General features: G+C 73.7%; 9 protein-coding genes and 1 pseudogene. 1 reads left to right on the forward strand and 9 read right to left on the reverse strand.

Annotated elements, in window-relative coordinates; genetic code table 11:
- Positions 1–18: 18 nt before the first annotated feature.
- The 5 genes and pseudogenes from holA to ASG05_RS02295 all read right to left on the reverse strand — a co-directional run bounded on the left by holA (position 19) and on the right by ASG05_RS02295 (position 8,457).
- Positions 19–1,053 (reverse strand): DNA polymerase III subunit delta, encoded by a 1,035-nt coding sequence (holA, locus tag ASG05_RS16770; protein ID WP_056258280.1) that lies wholly within the window; start codon positions 1,051–1,053, stop codon positions 19–21.
- A gap of 633 nt (positions 1,054–1,686) precedes the next feature.
- Positions 1,687–3,507, reverse strand: a pseudogene (locus tag ASG05_RS16775) (ComEC/Rec2 family competence protein); the annotation flags it as partial.
- Positions 3,504–4,199: a ComEA family DNA-binding protein gene (locus ASG05_RS02285; RefSeq protein WP_056256833.1), complete on the reverse strand. Its 696-nt coding sequence runs from the start codon at positions 4,197–4,199 to the stop codon at positions 3,504–3,506. The gene ASG05_RS02285 and the pseudogene ASG05_RS16775, both read right to left, overlap by 4 nt.
- A gap of 106 nt (positions 4,200–4,305) precedes the next feature.
- Positions 4,306–6,852, reverse strand: a complete 2,547-nt coding sequence (gene leuS, locus ASG05_RS02290; RefSeq protein ID WP_157490065.1) for a leucine--tRNA ligase — start codon at positions 6,850–6,852, stop codon at positions 4,306–4,308.
- A gap of 180 nt (positions 6,853–7,032) precedes the next feature.
- Positions 7,033–8,457: an anthranilate synthase component I family protein gene (locus ASG05_RS02295; RefSeq protein WP_056256837.1), complete on the reverse strand. Its 1,425-nt coding sequence runs from the start codon at positions 8,455–8,457 to the stop codon at positions 7,033–7,035.
- Positions 8,458–8,503: 46 nt separating this feature from the next.
- Here ASG05_RS02295 and ASG05_RS02300 point away from each other — a divergent pair, with 46 nt between their 5' ends.
- On the forward strand, positions 8,504–9,415 hold the full coding sequence (locus ASG05_RS02300; RefSeq protein WP_082486226.1) for an aminotransferase class IV: 912 nt from the start codon (positions 8,504–8,506) through the stop codon (positions 9,413–9,415).
- A 24-nt stretch (positions 9,416–9,439) separates the two neighbouring features.
- On the opposite strand, the gene cydC is transcribed toward ASG05_RS02300, so the two are convergent.
- Genes cydC through ASG05_RS02320 form a run of 4 tightly spaced genes read right to left on the reverse strand, consistent with a single transcriptional unit; the run spans position 9,440 to position 15,410 of the window.
- Positions 9,440–11,263, reverse strand: a complete 1,824-nt coding sequence (gene cydC / locus ASG05_RS02305; protein WP_082486228.1) for a thiol reductant ABC exporter subunit CydC — start codon at positions 11,261–11,263, stop codon at positions 9,440–9,442.
- A complete protein-coding gene (gene cydD, locus ASG05_RS02310; RefSeq protein WP_056256840.1) occupies positions 11,260–12,942 on the reverse strand; it encodes a thiol reductant ABC exporter subunit CydD in 1,683 nt (560 codons plus the stop codon). The genes cydC and cydD overlap by 4 nt, the downstream gene beginning before the upstream one ends.
- A gap of 10 nt (positions 12,943–12,952) precedes the next feature.
- Entirely contained in the window at positions 12,953–13,954 is a 1,002-nt protein-coding gene (cydB, locus tag ASG05_RS02315; protein ID WP_056256843.1) for a cytochrome d ubiquinol oxidase subunit II, read from the reverse strand.
- Positions 13,955–13,997: 43 nt separating this feature from the next.
- Entirely contained in the window at positions 13,998–15,410 is a 1,413-nt protein-coding gene (locus ASG05_RS02320; RefSeq protein WP_056256846.1) for a cytochrome ubiquinol oxidase subunit I, read from the reverse strand.
- Positions 15,411–15,443: the final 33 nt, after the last annotated feature.

Below are 15,443 nucleotides of genomic sequence, written 5' to 3' on the forward strand. Positions count from 1 at the left end.
CGAGTCAGGAGGCGCGGCTCACGACAGCAGGGAGCCCCGCGTCGAGATCATGGTCACCATGCGCTCGAGCGCGTAGACCGGGTCGCGCTCGGCCCCCTTGACCGCGGCGTCGGTTTCGGCGAGCACCTCGATGCACCGGCCCAGCCCTTCTTCGGACCAGCCGCGCAGGTCGCGTTGCGCCCGCTCGACCTGCCACGGGGCGAGCCCGAAGCGTGACGCGAGCTGCCCCGATCCGCCGTGCGACCCCTGGAGCTTCGCCATCGTGCGGATCTTCATGGCGAACGCCGCCACGACCGGCACGGGGTCCGCGCCGGTCGAGAGCGCGTGACGCAACAGGACGAGCGCCTGCCCCTGCTGACCGGCGATGGCCGCGTCGGCCACCTTGAAGGCGTTCGTCTCGACCCGCCCCGAGTAGTACTTCTCGACGGTGGCCTCGGTGATCTCGGCCGCGGCGTCGCTGATCAACTGCTGGCAGGCACTGGCGAGCTCGGCCAGATCGTCGTTGAACGCCGTGACGAGCGCCCGCAGGGCACCCTGCGAGATGCGCCGTCGTTCGGAGGAGAACTCGGCGGCCGCGAACTCGAGCTTGTCGGTGTCTTTCTTCAGTTCGGAGCAGACGACCTCGAGGCCGCGGCCCGTGCCGCCGCGGATCGCGTCCAGCAGCTTCTTGCCCCGGACGCCCCCACCGTGACGCAGCACGAGGGTCGTGTCGTCGGCCGGGGTCTCGAGGTAGCGCAGCGTCTCGGTGAGGAACGCGTCGGTGCACTTCTCGACGTTCGAGACCCTGATGAGTCGCGGCTCGGCGAAGAGCGACGGGCTGGCCAGGGTGACGAGCTCACCGGGCTGGTAGTGGTCGGCCTCGAGGTCGTGCACCTCGAGGCTCGGGTCTTCCGCGGCGAGCTGATCGCGCAGTTGACGCGAAGCCCGATCGGCGAGGAACTGCTCGGGCCCGCTCACCAGCACGACGGCCGCGGGCCGGATTCTGTCCCACCCCACCTGGTCGATCGCGACCGAGGCCTTCTTCGCCGTCTTGCCACTCGCTCGCGCTGCCATGCTGCCTCTCGGACGTCGTCCCACGGGCGCGGGGCCCGCCGCGCCTCCTCCGATGCTAGAGGACCCCACCGACGCCGCCGACGACGGGTCGTCGACACGAGGGGACGCGTGCTCGCTCCACACGCGGAGGCCGGCCACGCCGTCGGCCACGACCGCGGCCTCGCCCGCCTGATCGCTGCGGACGACGACTCCCCCGGCCGCGCGGACCATCTCGAGGGCGGTGTCGGTCGGGTGGCCGTACGAGTTGTCCGCCCCGACCCCGATGAGCCCGACGCGCGCGGCCACCCGCTCGTAGAGCTCGGCGAGCTGGTCGGCCGAGCCGTGGTGCGAGACCTTGACGACGTCCACCCGGGCGAGCGCGTCCGTGTCGTCGGCCTCGGAGGACGCGACAAGGCGCCGCTGGGCGGTCTCGCCGAGATCGCCCAGGTCGAGCAACGACAGGCACCCCGTCGAGCAGCCGGGGCCGGGGTCGACCCGCAGCACCAGGCTGGCGTCGTTGCCCGCCGGGGTCTCGGGCGGCGGCCAGAGAACCCGCCACGTGAGGTCGCCGAGGCGCCCTCGGGTGCCGGCCCGCGCCTCCTGCACCTCGGCGCCCGCGTCGGCCAACGCCGACACGACGGACGCGTCGACCGCCCGGCCGGTCGGGCCGACCAGCGCCGTGCCGACGCGACCGACGACCGCGTCGACCGCGCCCACGTGGTCACGGTCGAAGTGGGTGAGCACGAGCAGGTCGACGCGCCCGACGCCGAAGGTCGACAGGCACCGGTCGAGGGCGGCCTCGTCGTCACCCACGTCGATCAGGGCGACGGCCGGGCCGCTGCGCACGAGCACGGCGTCGCCCTGCCCCACGTCGCACTGGGCGACCACCCAGTCGTCGGGCACGGAGGCGCGGGTCACGAGGGTGCGCCCGGTCACGACTCCTGCGGTCACGGTCACGACGGCGACGAGCAGGGCCGTCGTGACGGCCCGCGTGCGGCCCCTGGCACGAGCGACGAGCGCGACGACGACCAGGGCGGTCAGACCGACCAGCGCGGCGACGCCGAGGCCCGACGGGCTCCAGTCGACGCGGGTCACCGGCCAGGTCGCCGCCGCGCGCGCCACGGCGGCGACCCACGACGCCGGCAGCCACGAGACCCCGGCGACGACGCCTGCCGCACCGGGTGCCCACGGGGCGAGCACGCAGACGACCAGCCCCCCGACGGTCGCCAGCGGGGCCGCGGGGCCGGCGAGCACGTTGGCGGGCACGCCGTGCAGCGCGATGCTCGGCTCGAGGGCCAGCAGGACCGGCTGACACGCGAGCTGCGCCGCCGCCGGCACGGCGAGGGCCGCCGCCACGGGCTCGGGCACGAGCCGGGCGAGCAGGGCGGTCAGCGGCCCACCCAGCACGACCAGACCGGTGGTGGCGAGGACCGACAGGACGAAGGCGAGGTCGCGCGCCAGCCACGGGTCGACGACGAGCAGGACGGTCACCGCCAGGGCGACGACCGGCACGCCCGCGATCGGCCGGGCGACGGCGAGGTGGACGAGCACGAGGACGGCCATGACGGTGGCCCGGACGATGCTCGGCTCGGGGGTGACGAGCACGACGAAGGCCACGAGCACGCCCACGGCCAGCGCCGACCGCACGAGCCGGGGCACCCGCAGCAGGGCTCCCCCGAGCATCACGAGCGTGACGAGCACGGCGCAGTTCGAGCCCGACACGGCCGTCAGGTGACTGAGCGACGCCGCCGTCATGTCGGCATCGAGGTCGTCGGGCACGCCAGAGGTGTCGCCGATCGCGAGGCCCGGCAGCAGGGCCCCACCGTCACCCGGCAGGCGCGCGGCGACGGCGCGGAAGGACGCGCGCAGCCCGTTCGACCAGGCCGACGCCCCCCGGGGCGCGGCCAGGACGCCGAGCGGCCCGACCGCGCCACCCTCGAACGCGACCGACTCGCCGTACCTCACGGGGCCCAGCACGAGTCGGGCCGACACGCGCGAGCCGATCTCGACCGGGCGGGCGGTGCCGGCACGCGCTCCGAACAACCGGACGGGCAGGGCCGACCGGAGCGACACCGCCCCCGGTCCGACGTCGACCCGGTCGACCGACAGGGTCAGCACGTCGGCCCGTCCCTCGACCCGGTCGAGCGCCCGGCCCTCGACCGTCACCGCGTGGCCCGTGGCCGCCACGAGCACCCCCGGGTGACGGATCTCGTCCCGCACCGCCGCCTGACCCGTCAGCCCGGCACAGAGCCCGGCCCCCAGGGCCACCACCAGCAGCACGGCTCCCGCCGCCCGCGACGCCCCCGCCGCCTGTCGGGTGACCACGGCCGCCCCCAGCGCCACCGCCCCGACGACGAGTGCGACCGTGGCGACGAGCGCCAGCAACCCCGGCCGGGTCACCCCGATCGCGAGCCCGGCCCACGCCACCCCCACCGGCACCCCGAGCCGCAGGTCGAGCACCCGCCCGGGGGTCACACCCGCACCTGGTCGCGCAGCTTCTCGAGCGTCTTCGGCCCGATGCCCGGCACGCCGAGCAGGTCGTCGACGCTGCGGAAGCGCCCGTTCTCGTCACGCCAGGCCAGGATCGCCGCCGCCGTCGCCGGACCGACCCCGGGCAGGGTCTGCAGGGCGGCGTCGTCGGCGAGGTTGAGGTCGACCACGCCGTCGACGCCTGCCCCGCCGGCAGCACCCCCGCCACCGCCCCCGGCTCCGGCTCCCGGCCCACCGCCCGCCGGAGAACCGTCGACCACCTCACCCACGGCCGGCACCCGCAGCTGTTCTCCGTCGACGAGCGGCCGCGCCAGGTTGACGGCCGCCTGGTCCGCCTCGGCCGTGAAGCCGCCGGCGGCGGCCACGACGTCCACGACGCGCGAGCCCTCCGGCAGCTCGAAGAGGCCGGGCGACGCCACCTGGCCGTGCACGTGGACGAAGACGACCGAGGCACCTCCGGGAGGCGCGGTGCCGGGCCCTGCGGACGGCCCCGCCCCGGTGCCCGGCTCGACGGTCACGAGGTCGTCACCCGCGCCTCCTCGGGTGGCGAACGCGGACACGCCGACGCTCACGGCCAGGACGACCAGCAGGAGCACGACGACCGCCCCCAGGCCGACGCGCCACCGCGGACCACCCGGCTCTGACGGGTCGACGGCGGTGCGGAAGCTGACGGTCATGACCCGTCACGGTACGAGCGGGCGTCCGCGCCCACGCACGCCGACGGCCGCCCTGGGGAACCAGGACGGCCGTCGGCGGGTGGGGACGAGACGCCCCGGGCGTGCCCTACTTCACCGCGATGTTCACCAGGCGGGGAGCCCGCACGATGACGTTGACGATCTGCTTGTCACCGATGGCGCGCTGCACGGCGGCCGAGTCACGGGCCAGGGCCTCGAGCTCGTCGGAGGCGATCTTGGGCGACACCTCGAGCCGGTCGCGCACCTTGCCGTTGACCTGGACGACCGCGGTGACGCTCGTCTCGACGAGCAGGGTCGGGTCGGCCTTCCGCCAGCCGTACGTGGCGATGCCGCCGCCGTCGTAGCCGAGCTTCTCCCACATCTCGGACGCCGTGTAGGGGGCGAACAGCGAGAGCCCCAGCGCGACCGTCTCGGTCGCCTCGCGCACGGCCGGGTCGGATGCGCCCGGCCCGGAGTCGATGGCCTTGCGGACGGCGTTGGTGAGCTCCATCAGGCGGGCGACGACGACGTTGTACTTGAACGCCTCGCTCAGCCCCGGGGCCTCGGCGAGGAACCGGTGCGTGACCCGGCGGAGCGCCTGGTCGCCGTCGGCCCAGACCACGTCGGGCGAGCTGTCGACGTCGGTCGCGAGACGGAACGCCCGGGCGAGGAACTTGGCCGAGCCGGCCGGCGAGACGTCGGCCCAGTCGATGTCGTCTTCGGGCGGGCCGGCGAAGGCCATCGTCAGGCGGATCGCGTCGACGCCGTGCTTGTCGATCTCGTCGGACAGGCTGACGACGTTGCCCTTGCTCTTGCTCATCTTCGCGCCGTCCTGCAGCACCATGCCCTGGTTCAGCAGCGCGCTGAAGGGCTCGGTGAAGTCGACGTGGCCGAGGTCGAAGAGCACCTTCGTGATGAACCGCGCGTAGAGCAGGTGCAGGATCGCGTGCTCGACGCCGCCGACGTACTGGTCGACCGGCGCCCACTTGCCGGCCTGGGCCGGGTCGAAGGCTCGGTCGGCGTCGGTCGGGTCGAGGAACCGCAGGAAGTACCACGAGCTGTCGACGAAGGTGTCCATCGTGTCGGCGTCGCGCCGCGCCGGCGAACCGTCGCGCGGATCGGGCACGGTCACCCAGTCGGTGGCGGCGCCGAGCGGCGAGCTGCCCTTGGGCTTCAGGTCGAGGCCTTCGGTCGACGGCAGCCGGACGGGCAGCTCGTCGTAAGGCACGGGCACCTCGACGCCGTCGGCGCCGTGAACGATCGGGATGGGCGTGCCCCAGAAGCGCTGGCGCGAGATCAGCCAGTCGCGAAGGCGGTACGTCTTGGCCGCCTTGCCGTCGCCGGAGGCCTCGAGCAGCTCGACGACCCGCTTGATCGCGTTCGACTTGCTGAGGCCGGTCAGGGCGCCCGAGTTCATCAGGCGGCCGTCGCCGGTCAGCGCCACGCCCGTCTCGCGCGGGTTCAGGTCGGGCAGGTCGTCGGGCAGGATCGCCTGGCCGTCGTCGTCGAGCTCGAGCTTGGGGATGACCCCCGTGACGGGCGCGTTCGTGTCGACCACGACGCGCACCGGCAGGTCGTACTTGCGGGCGAAGTCGAGGTCGCGCTGGTCGTGCGCCGGCACGGCCATGACCGCGCCGTGGCCGTAGTCCGCCAGCACGTAGTCGGCCGCCCAGACCGGCATGGGGTCGCCGGTGAGCGGGTTGACGGCCACCCGGCCGAGCGGCACGCCCGTCTTGGGGCGCTCGCTCGACTGGCGCTCGATCTCGGTGGCCTTCTGCACCTCGACGAGATAGTCGGCGAAGGTCGCCTTGACGTCGTCGGTCGCGTCGGCGACGAGCTCGGCCGCCAGGTCGGAGTCGGGGGCGACGACCATGAAGGTCGCGCCGTACAGGGTGTCAGGGCGCGTGGTGAAGACCGTGACCTTCTCGTCGCGGCCCTCGATCGTGAAGTGCACGTCGGCACCGATCGACCGGCCGATCCAGTTGCGCTGCATGTTCAGCACCTTGGTCGGCCAGCGGCCCTCGAGCTGGTTGAGGTCGTCGAGCAGGCGGTCGGCGTAGTCGGTGATCTTGAAGTACCACTGCGTCAGCTTCTTCTTGACGACGACGGCACCCGACCGGTCGCTCGTGCCGTCGGGCAGCACCTGCTCGTTGGCCAGCACGGTCTGGTCGACCGGGTCCCAGTTGACCCAGCTGTCCTTGCGGTAGGCGAGGCCCTTCTCGAACATCTGGAGGAACAGCCACTGGTTCCACTTGTAGTACTCGGGGTCGCTCGTGTGCAGCACGCGGCTCCAGTCGAACGACGGGGCGTAGAGCTTCATGCTCTGCTTCTGCTGCGCGATGTTGGCGTACGTCCACTCGCGGGGGTCGACCCCGCGCTTGATGGCCGCGTTCTCGGCGGGCAGCCCGAAGCTGTCCCAGCCGATCGGGTGGAGGACGTTGAAGCCCTGCTGCCGCCAGTAGCGCGTGACCATGTCGCCGAGCGCGTACTGCTCGGCGTGCCCCATGTGCAGGTCGCCCGAGGGGTACGGGAACATGTCGAGGATGTACTTGCGCGGACGCTTGTCGTCGGGGTCGACGACGAAGGGCTGCTCGGTGTCCCACCGGGCCTGCCACTTCTCTTGCAGGCGGGCGACGTCGTACTCGCGCTCGGGCACGCCGTCGTGGGGCGTGCGGGCCGGGGAGGCGTCGGTCGCGGTCGTGTCGTGCTCGTGTGCCACGGGGCTCTCATTCACTGCTGGCAGTCGGTGCGGTGGGGGCGGACCGCCCGTGCGGGGGCACGACGACGTGCGCCGAGCGCAGCGATCCGCGACAAGGCTATCGAACGCCGCGCCGCGTCACGACATGCGCACGGGGCCCCCGTCGGCCGCGCGGACGCCGAGCACGGCGAGCAGGGCCGCGGCCTTCAGCTCGACCTCGTCGCGTTCGTCGGCCGGCACCGACGAGATCGTGATGCCGCCGCCCACGCCGATGCGCGCCCCGGCCGGCCGCGCGGGCCGTCCCGGGGCCGCGGCCAGGGCCCCGTGCACCTCGATCGACCTGATGACCATCGCCAGGTGCGCCGACCCGTCGCGACCGAGCCACCCCGTCGCGCCCGAGTAGACGCCCCGGGGCGCGCCCTCGAGCCCGGCGAGCAGCTCGACGGCGCGACGCTTGGGCGCCCCGGTCATCGACCCCGCCGGGAAGGCCGCCTCGACCACGTCGGTCGCCGTGCGCCCCGGCGCGAGCCGCGCCCGGACGGTGCTGACCAACTGGTGGACGTGCTGGTACGAGTGCACCGCGAGCAGTTCGGTGACCTCGACCGAGCCGAGACGGGCCACGCGGGCCAGGTCGTTGCGCACGAGGTCGACGATCATGACGTTCTCGGCGCGCTCCTTCTCGCTCTCGAGCAGCTCACGGGCGAGCGAGTCGTCGTCGGCCCCCGCTCCGCGTCGTCGCGTGCCCTTGATCGGCGACGACGAGACGAGGCCGTCGGTCGACACCTCGACGAACGACTCGGGCGACGCCCCCACGACGGCCACGTCGCCGATGCGGACGAACGATGCGTGCGGTGCGGGCGAGGACCGACGGAGGCGCGCGAAGGCGTCGAGGGCGTCGACCTCCCCCTCGACCTCGACAGCCGTCGTCAGGCAGAGCTGGTAGGCCTCACCGGCCGCGATGGCGCGGCGACAGCGGTCGATCAGGTCGAGGTACTCGTCGGGACGGTGCCGCCAGCGGACCGCCGGGGTGCCGACCCCACCCGAGGAGGCGCGGGTCGGCCAGGGCACAGGCGGCTCGACCGGCACGTCGCCCCAGGTCTCGGCGACCCGGCCGGGCCACGGGTCGCCTGCGCGCGCCACGGCCTCGACCGAGCGTGCGGCGTGGTCGAACACGAGGGCCCGGTCGACGTCGAGCAGGGCGAGGTCGGGCGCGTCCCCCTCTGCGGCCGTCGTGGCGGCCGTGGCCGCCGGCCGGTGCCCCTCGGTGGCGTCGCGGTCCATCAGGCGGCACCCGAAGCCGTAGCCGAGCCACCCGGTCCAGCCGAGCGGGTCGCTCTCGGGTTCGACGTCGGCCAGGTCGGCGCGCACCGCCTGCCAGAGCCGGTCCGCGCTGCCGTCGCGCACGTCACCCGTCGCGGGGCGACCCCAGCCGACGACCGACCGGCCCCGGGGGGCGTCGACGCCCGCGTCCCGCCAGACGAGGTCGCCGGCCGCGCCCAGGTGCCGCACGACGAACTCGGGGTCGCGCCACGGCAGGGAGGATCGGACGACCGCGGGGCGCATACCCTCGATCCTATGAGCGGAACGCCGACCCGATGAGTGTGGACCGATGAGCGCGGGTGCGCCGGGCGCGGGCGCGCCGGATGCGGGTGCGCCGGGCGCGGGAGCGCAAGGCGCGGTCGCGCGGAGCGGCGAGGTGCTGCACGTCTGGCAGGACGACGAGCTACGGCCGGTCGAGGGCGGGCGGGACGACGAGGCCGACCCGCGCCTCCTGGTCGCCGACTCGTGGCTCGTCGACGACGGCCGGGTGCTCGCCCTCGACGTGCACCGCGGCCGGTTCACCGGATCGGTGGCCGACGCCGCGACGGGCCCCGACGCCGACGAGGTCGCGGCGTTCTGGGCGGCCGCCGTCGCGGCCGTGCCCCGGACAGGCGTGTGGTTCCCCCGCGTCGAGCTCGTCGCCGACGAGCGTGCCGACGAGCGCGCCGACGAGCGCACCGACGACGCGGGTCGTGGGCGGCTGCAGCTGCGCCTCCGGCCTTCTCCCCCGCGTCGCCGCTCGGTCGTCCTCGCGACGGCCGACCACGACCCCCGGACGCACCCCACGGTCAAGGGACCCGACCTCGCGGCACTCGGCGGCCTCGTCGCCGACGCGCGGGCCCGCGGAGCCGACGAAGCCGTGCTGCTCTCGCCCGAGGGGCACGTCGTCGAGGGCGCCTGGAGCTCGATCGTCTGGTGGCGCGGCGACGCCCTCTGCCTGCCGGCCGACGACCTGCCCCGCCTGCCCGGCGTGACGCTCCGGACCCTGACGACGCTCGCCGCCGTCCTCGGCGTCGACGTGCTGCACGACCGCACCCGTCCCGACGAGCTCGACGGGTTCGAGGTGTGGAGCCTCAGCGCGTTGCACGGCCTCCGCATCGTCACCGGGTGGGTCGAGGGCCCCTCGCCCGCCGAGGAGCCCGGGCGCCTCGCCCTCTGGCGCGGCCGGCTCGAGCGGCTGCGGCGACCGATCGACGGGTGACCGGGGCGTCGCGCGCAGCGAGGGTCAGCCGCACGCCCCGCGCTCGGCGCCGGGCTCGGCGATCGACGCGACACCGGACCCGGCCGACCCCGCGACCTCGACCTCGACGTCGACCGGCACCTCCCGCAGCCGCCCCGCCTCGATGCGAACGCGGCGCGTCACCAGCTCGACCGGCACCTCGACGTGCGAGACGACGACGACCGTGGAGCCGTCGTCGCGGGCCGTGGTGAGGACGTCGCGCACGAGCCGCCCGGCGGTCTCGGGGTCGAGGCCCGCCGTGGGCTCGTCGAGCACGAGCACCGGGAACCCCCGCAGCAGGGCTCGGGCCAGCGAGATGCGCTGGGCTTGCCCACCCGACACGAGGACGCCCCGCTCGCCCACCGGGGCGTCGAGCCCTCCCCGCGCGTCGGCCCAGGGGCCGAGGCCCACGCGGTCGAGCACCGCGAGCAGTTCGTCGTCGGTGGCGGTGTCGCGGGCGAAGAGCAGGTTCTGCCGCAGCGACTCGTCGAAGAGGTAGGGGGCCTGCTCGACGAGGCCCACCGTCGCCCGCACGGCCGCCGGGGCCAACGTCGAGGTGTCGACTCCCCCGACCTCGTAGCGCCCGGTGTGCTCGACGAAGCGCGCGAGCACCGAGGCGAGCGTGGTCTTGCCGGCACCGCTCGGGCCCTCGACGACGATCCGGTCACCCACGGCCACGTCGAGGTCGACGCCGCGCAGGGCCGGGCCCGCGGCACCCGGCCAGGTCGCCGAGACGTCGCGGAGGCGCAGCGCCGGTCGCGCCGCGGGCGGCAGTGCCGGCTGCGTCGCGGGCGTGGTGGCACCGGCCGCCGCAGCCCGCCCGGGCTCGTGGGCGTCGCCGTCCCCCGAGGGCACGGCCTCGTCGTCCACGACGCCGTCCGGCACCTCGCTCGGCACGGCCGAGTCCACGCGCTCCCCGCTCGCCCGCACCCGCCGCCAGGCGAGCACGGCCGTCGGCACGGCGCCGACGACCTCGAAGACCGCGAGCGGCACGAGGACGACCAGGGCGAAGGCCGGCCCCGAGAGGCCGCCCGAGGCGACGGCGGGTGCCACGACGGGGATCGTCACGAGCACCGCCGCGCCCGAGAGTGCCGACAGGACCGCGGCGACGACGCCGGCCGTGAGCGCCCGCCGCGAGGAGGCGCGGCGCAGGTCGGCGTCGAGCGTCGCCACCCGGCCCAGTCGCGCGTCGACCGCCTCGAACGCCACGAGCACGTCGAGGTTCTGCACGAGGTCGACCACGGCCGCCGAGAGCGCGCCCCGCCGAGCGGCCAGCATGCGCTCGCTCCGCCGGGCGAGCCGGTCGGCGGCGACGCAGCCGACCACGAGGGCGACCGTCAGCGTCCCGGCCAGGACGGCCGCCGCGGGCGGCGAGACGAGGGCGACGCCGACCACGGCGACGACCGATGTGAGGCCCGACACCACGAGGGGTTGCACGACCCTCAGGGGCAGGTCCTGCAGGGTGTCGACGTCACCCACGACCCGCGCCAGGAGGTCGCCGCGATCGGTGCGGCCGAGGCCCGCCGGTGCGACGCGGACGAGCCGACGGTAGAGCTCGGTGCGGACGACCGCGAGCTGGCGGAAGGCCGCGTCGTGGCTCGCGAGGCGTTCGAGGTAGCGGAAGACCGCCCGGGTCAGTGCGAAGGCGCGGACGCCGACCACGGCGAGGGAGAGGTAGAGGATCGGCGGCTGCTCGGCGGCCCGCGTGATCAGGTAGGCCGACGCGGCGAGCAGGGCGACGGCCGAGAGGGCGCTGAGCGACCCGGCGGCGATGCCGGGTGCCGCCCGTCGCGCGTCGGGCTGGGCGGTGCGGAGCAGCGAGCGGGTCACGAGGGGCCTCCGATCGGGACGACGACGTCGGCCGCGTCGCTGACGGCCGGGCGGTGCGTGACGACGACCACGGCGACTCCCGTGGCCGCGATGCGCCGCAGGCCCGCGACGACCCGGGCCTCGGTGACCCGGTCGAGTGCCGACGAGGGCTCGTCGACCAGCAGGAGGCGCGACCCCACCCGGTCGAGCCGGTACAGGGCCCTGGCCACCGACACCCGCTGCGCCTGCCCGCCGGACAGCCCCTCGCCGCCCGCGCCGAGCTCGAGGGCCGGGTCGAGACCGGCCGCCCCCGCGAGGTCGAGGGCCCGGACCACCGCAGCAGCGTCGGGCTCGCCCCCGTCGCCGAGGGCGACGTTCTCGGCCACCGTGCCGGACGAGAGCATCGGCGACTGGCCGGACCAGGCGATCTCGCGACGGGCCGGCCGTTCGCCCGAAGTGCGCCAGGCGACGCGCCCGTCGAACGGTTCGAGCCCGAGCACGGCGTCCAGCAGCGTGGACTTGCCGGCACCGCTCGGACCGACGATCGCGGTGACGCGACCGGTCTCGGCGACGAACGAGGTCTCGGACAGCCGCACCGCGCCTCCTCGGCGGACCGTCAGCCGGTCGACGACGAGGGCGTCGGCCGCGACGGGGTGCGACCGAGGGCCCGAAGCGACCGGCGCGTCCACGATGCTCGGCGGTGCCGCGGGCACGGCGCGCGCGTCGTCGTGGTCGTGGTCGTCGAGCAACTCGAAGACCTCCTCGGCGGCGGCGACCCCGTCGGCGGCGGCGTGGTACTGGGCTCCGACCTGGCGGAGGGGCAGGTAGGCCTCGGGGGTGAGCAGCAGCACGAAGAGGCCGGCGGTCAAGCCCATCGACCCCTCGACGAGTCGGATGCCGATCGACACGGCGACGAGCGCGACGGACAGCGACGCCGCGAGCTCGAGCACGAACCCGCTCAAGAACGACACGCGCAGCACGGCCATCGTCTCGACCCGGTGCTCGTCGGTCAAGCGACCGATGCGCTCGACCTGCCGCTGCTCGCGGCCGAAGGCCTTGAGCGTCGCCACGCCGCCCACGGCGTCGGAGAACGACGAGGCGAGACGGGTGAGGCGGTCCCACTGGCGAGCCTGGGCGGCGCGGGTCGTCCACCCGATCAGCACCATGAAGACCGGGATGAGCGGCAGGGTCAGCACGACGATGAGGGCCGACAACCAGTCGTGCAGGCCCATGACGACGATCAGCAGCGGCGTCGCCACGGCGGTCAGCACGAGCTGCGGCAGGTAGCGGGCGAAGTACTCGTCGAGGGCGTCGAGCCCGGGGCCGACAAGGGTCGCGACTCGCGCCGACGAGTGCCGGTCGACCCAGGCGCGGCCCCGGTCGGCGACCGCCCGGACGACCCGCGCCCGCAACTGGCTCTTGACGTGCGCCGCGGCCCGCGCGGCGGCCACCTCGAGGGCCCAGGCCACCAGCGACCGCACCGCGACCGAGACGCCGAGCCCGAGCAGGGTGGTCGCGAGCCCGTCGACGGGCCGCCCGTCGACGGGCCGCCCGTCGACGACCTGCACGACGGCCGACGTCGTGAACCACGCCACGGCGACGATCGCGATCGTCTGGGCGAGACCGAGCACGGCGCCCAGCCCGAGGAACACCCGGGCGGCGGAGGCGTGGCGCAGGAGGCGCGGGTCGAGCGGCTTCACGGACGTCGGCTCAGTGCGCGGCCGGGATCGCCGCACGGCTGATCCGCTTGCGGAAGATCCAGTAGGTGAACCCCTGGTAGCCGAGGATGAGCGGGACGAAGACGAGGGCGACCCAGCTCATGATCGTCAGGGTGTAGGTCGAGCTCGACGCGTTGGCGATCGTCAGGCTGTTCGCCGGATCGTTGCTCGCGGGCATCACGGCGGGGAAGAGCGCGGCGAACAGGCTCGCCACCGCCAGCGCGATCGTGACGGCCATGAGCCCGAAGGACCGCCCCTCGCGACCGCGGAGGTTCGCGACGAACGACGCGATCAGGCTGACGGCCGCCACGACCGAGAGCGCTGTCGACACGAGGGTGCCGTGCATCAGCGTGGTCAGGGCGAGGAAGCTCGCGGCGACGACGATCGTGACGGCCCCGACTCGGACGGCCAGGCGGCGGGCGCGCTCGCGGATCACGCCCTCGGTCTTGAGCGTGACGAACACCACGCCGTGCGTGAAGAAGAGCAGCAGGGTCGTGAGGCCGCCCAGCAGGGCGTAGGGGCCCAGCAGGTCGAGCAGGGTGCCGGTGTAGTCGTGCCCCGCGTCGAGCGGGACGCCCTGCACGACGTTGGCGAAGACGAGGCCCCAGACGAAGGCGGGCACGGCCGAGCCGACGACGATCATCAGGTCGAAGCGGCGCTTCCACGAGGCCTCGGGGCGCTGGTGCCGGTACTCGAACGAGACGCCGCGGGCGATGAGGGCCAGCAGGATGAGCAGCATCAGCAGGTAGAAGCCGCTGAACAGCGTGGCGTACCACTCGGGGAACGCCGCGAACATGAAGGCGCCCGCGACGATGACCCAGGTCTCGTTGAGGTCCCAGACGGGACCGATCGTGTTGATCAGGACGCGACGGTCGGTGTCGTCGCGCCCGAGGAAGGGCAACGACATGCCGACCCCGAAGTCGAAGCCGTCGAGCACGAAGTAGCCGACGAAGAAGAAGCCGAGGACGACGAACCAGAGGGTGGGGAGGTCCATGGTCAGAGCCTTTCTCGAGTCGGTTCGGTGGGGGTCGTGGACATCAGTAGACCGTGGCCTCGTGGCGGATCTCGCCCGAGACGGGGTCGGGCTCGGGGGCGTCGGCCGGCCCCTGCTGGGCGGCCTTGACGATGAGCCTGAACTCGACGACGGCGAGCGTGCCGTAGACCAGGGTGAAGGCGACGAGGGAGATGAGCACCGTCAGGCCGGTGACCCCGGGCGAGACGCCGTCCTCGGTCTTCAGCAGCCCGAAGACGAGCCAGGGCTGCCGTCCCATCTCGGTGAAGACCCAGCCGACGATCATGGCGAGGAGGGGCATCGGGTAGCTGAAGACCGCGGCCCGCCACACCCACCTGTTCTGCGGCAGACGCCCCCCGCGGGTGATCCAGAGGCCGACGAGCGATACGAGGACGCTGACCATGCCGAGGCCCATCATCCAGCGGAACGACCAGTAGGTGACCCAGATCATCGGGGTGTAGTCGCCTGGCCCGTAGAGCTGCACGTACTGGGCCTGCAGGTCGTTGATGCCCTCGACCGTGCCGTCGAACGTGTGCGTCGAGAGGAACGACAGCAGGTACGGCACCCTGATGCTGAAGAGCTCGTGCACCCCGTCGGGCGTGCCCAGGGTGAAGATCGAGAACGAGGCGTCGGCGCCGGTGCTGGTCTTGTAGAGCGCTTCGGCGGCGGCCATCTTCATGGGCTGGGTCTCGACCATCGCGAGACCGAGCTGGTCGCCCGTCAGGAAGGTCAGCCCGCCGGCGACGACCATCGTCCAGAGGCCGAACCGCAGGGCCGGTCGCATCGTCTCGAGGTGCTGGTTGCGCGAGAGGTGCCAGGCGGCGACCGCGACGATGACCGCGGCCGAGACCATGAAGCAGGCGAAGATCGTGTGCGGGAACGCGGCGAGGGCCACCTTGTTGGTGAGCACCTCCCAGATGCTGGTGAGCTCGGCCCGGCCCTTCTCCTCGTTGATGTCGTAGCCGACGGGGTTCTGCATGAAGGCGTTCGCCGCGATGATGAAGTACGCCGAGAGGATGCTGCCGACGGTCGCGCCCCAGATGCTCAGCAGGTGCAACTTCGGCGGCACCTTGTCCCAGCCGAAGATCCAGATGCCGATGAAGGTGGCCTCGAGGAAGAACGCGAGCAGGCCCTCGAGCGCGAGCGGGGCACCGAACACGTCCCCGACGAAGCGTGAGTAGTCGGACCAGTTCATGCCGAACTGGAACTCCTGGACGATGCCGGTGACGACGCCCATGGCGAAGTTGATCAAGAAGATCTTGCCGAAGAACCGGGTCAGCTGCAGGTAGTGGATGCGGCCGGTGCGCACCCAGGCCGTCTGGAACACCGCGACCGTGAACGCCATGCCGATCGTGAGCGGCACGAAGAGGAAGTGGTAGATCGTGGTGAGCCCGAACTGCCAGCGGGACAACAGCAGCGGGTCGAGCAGCTCGTTCATCGGGATGCGCCTTCTCCCTCGGATGTGGTGGTG

The sequence above is a fragment of the Frigoribacterium sp. Leaf186 genome, assembly GCF_001423905.1.
Taxonomy (GTDB): domain Bacteria; phylum Actinomycetota; class Actinomycetes; order Actinomycetales; family Microbacteriaceae; genus Frigoribacterium.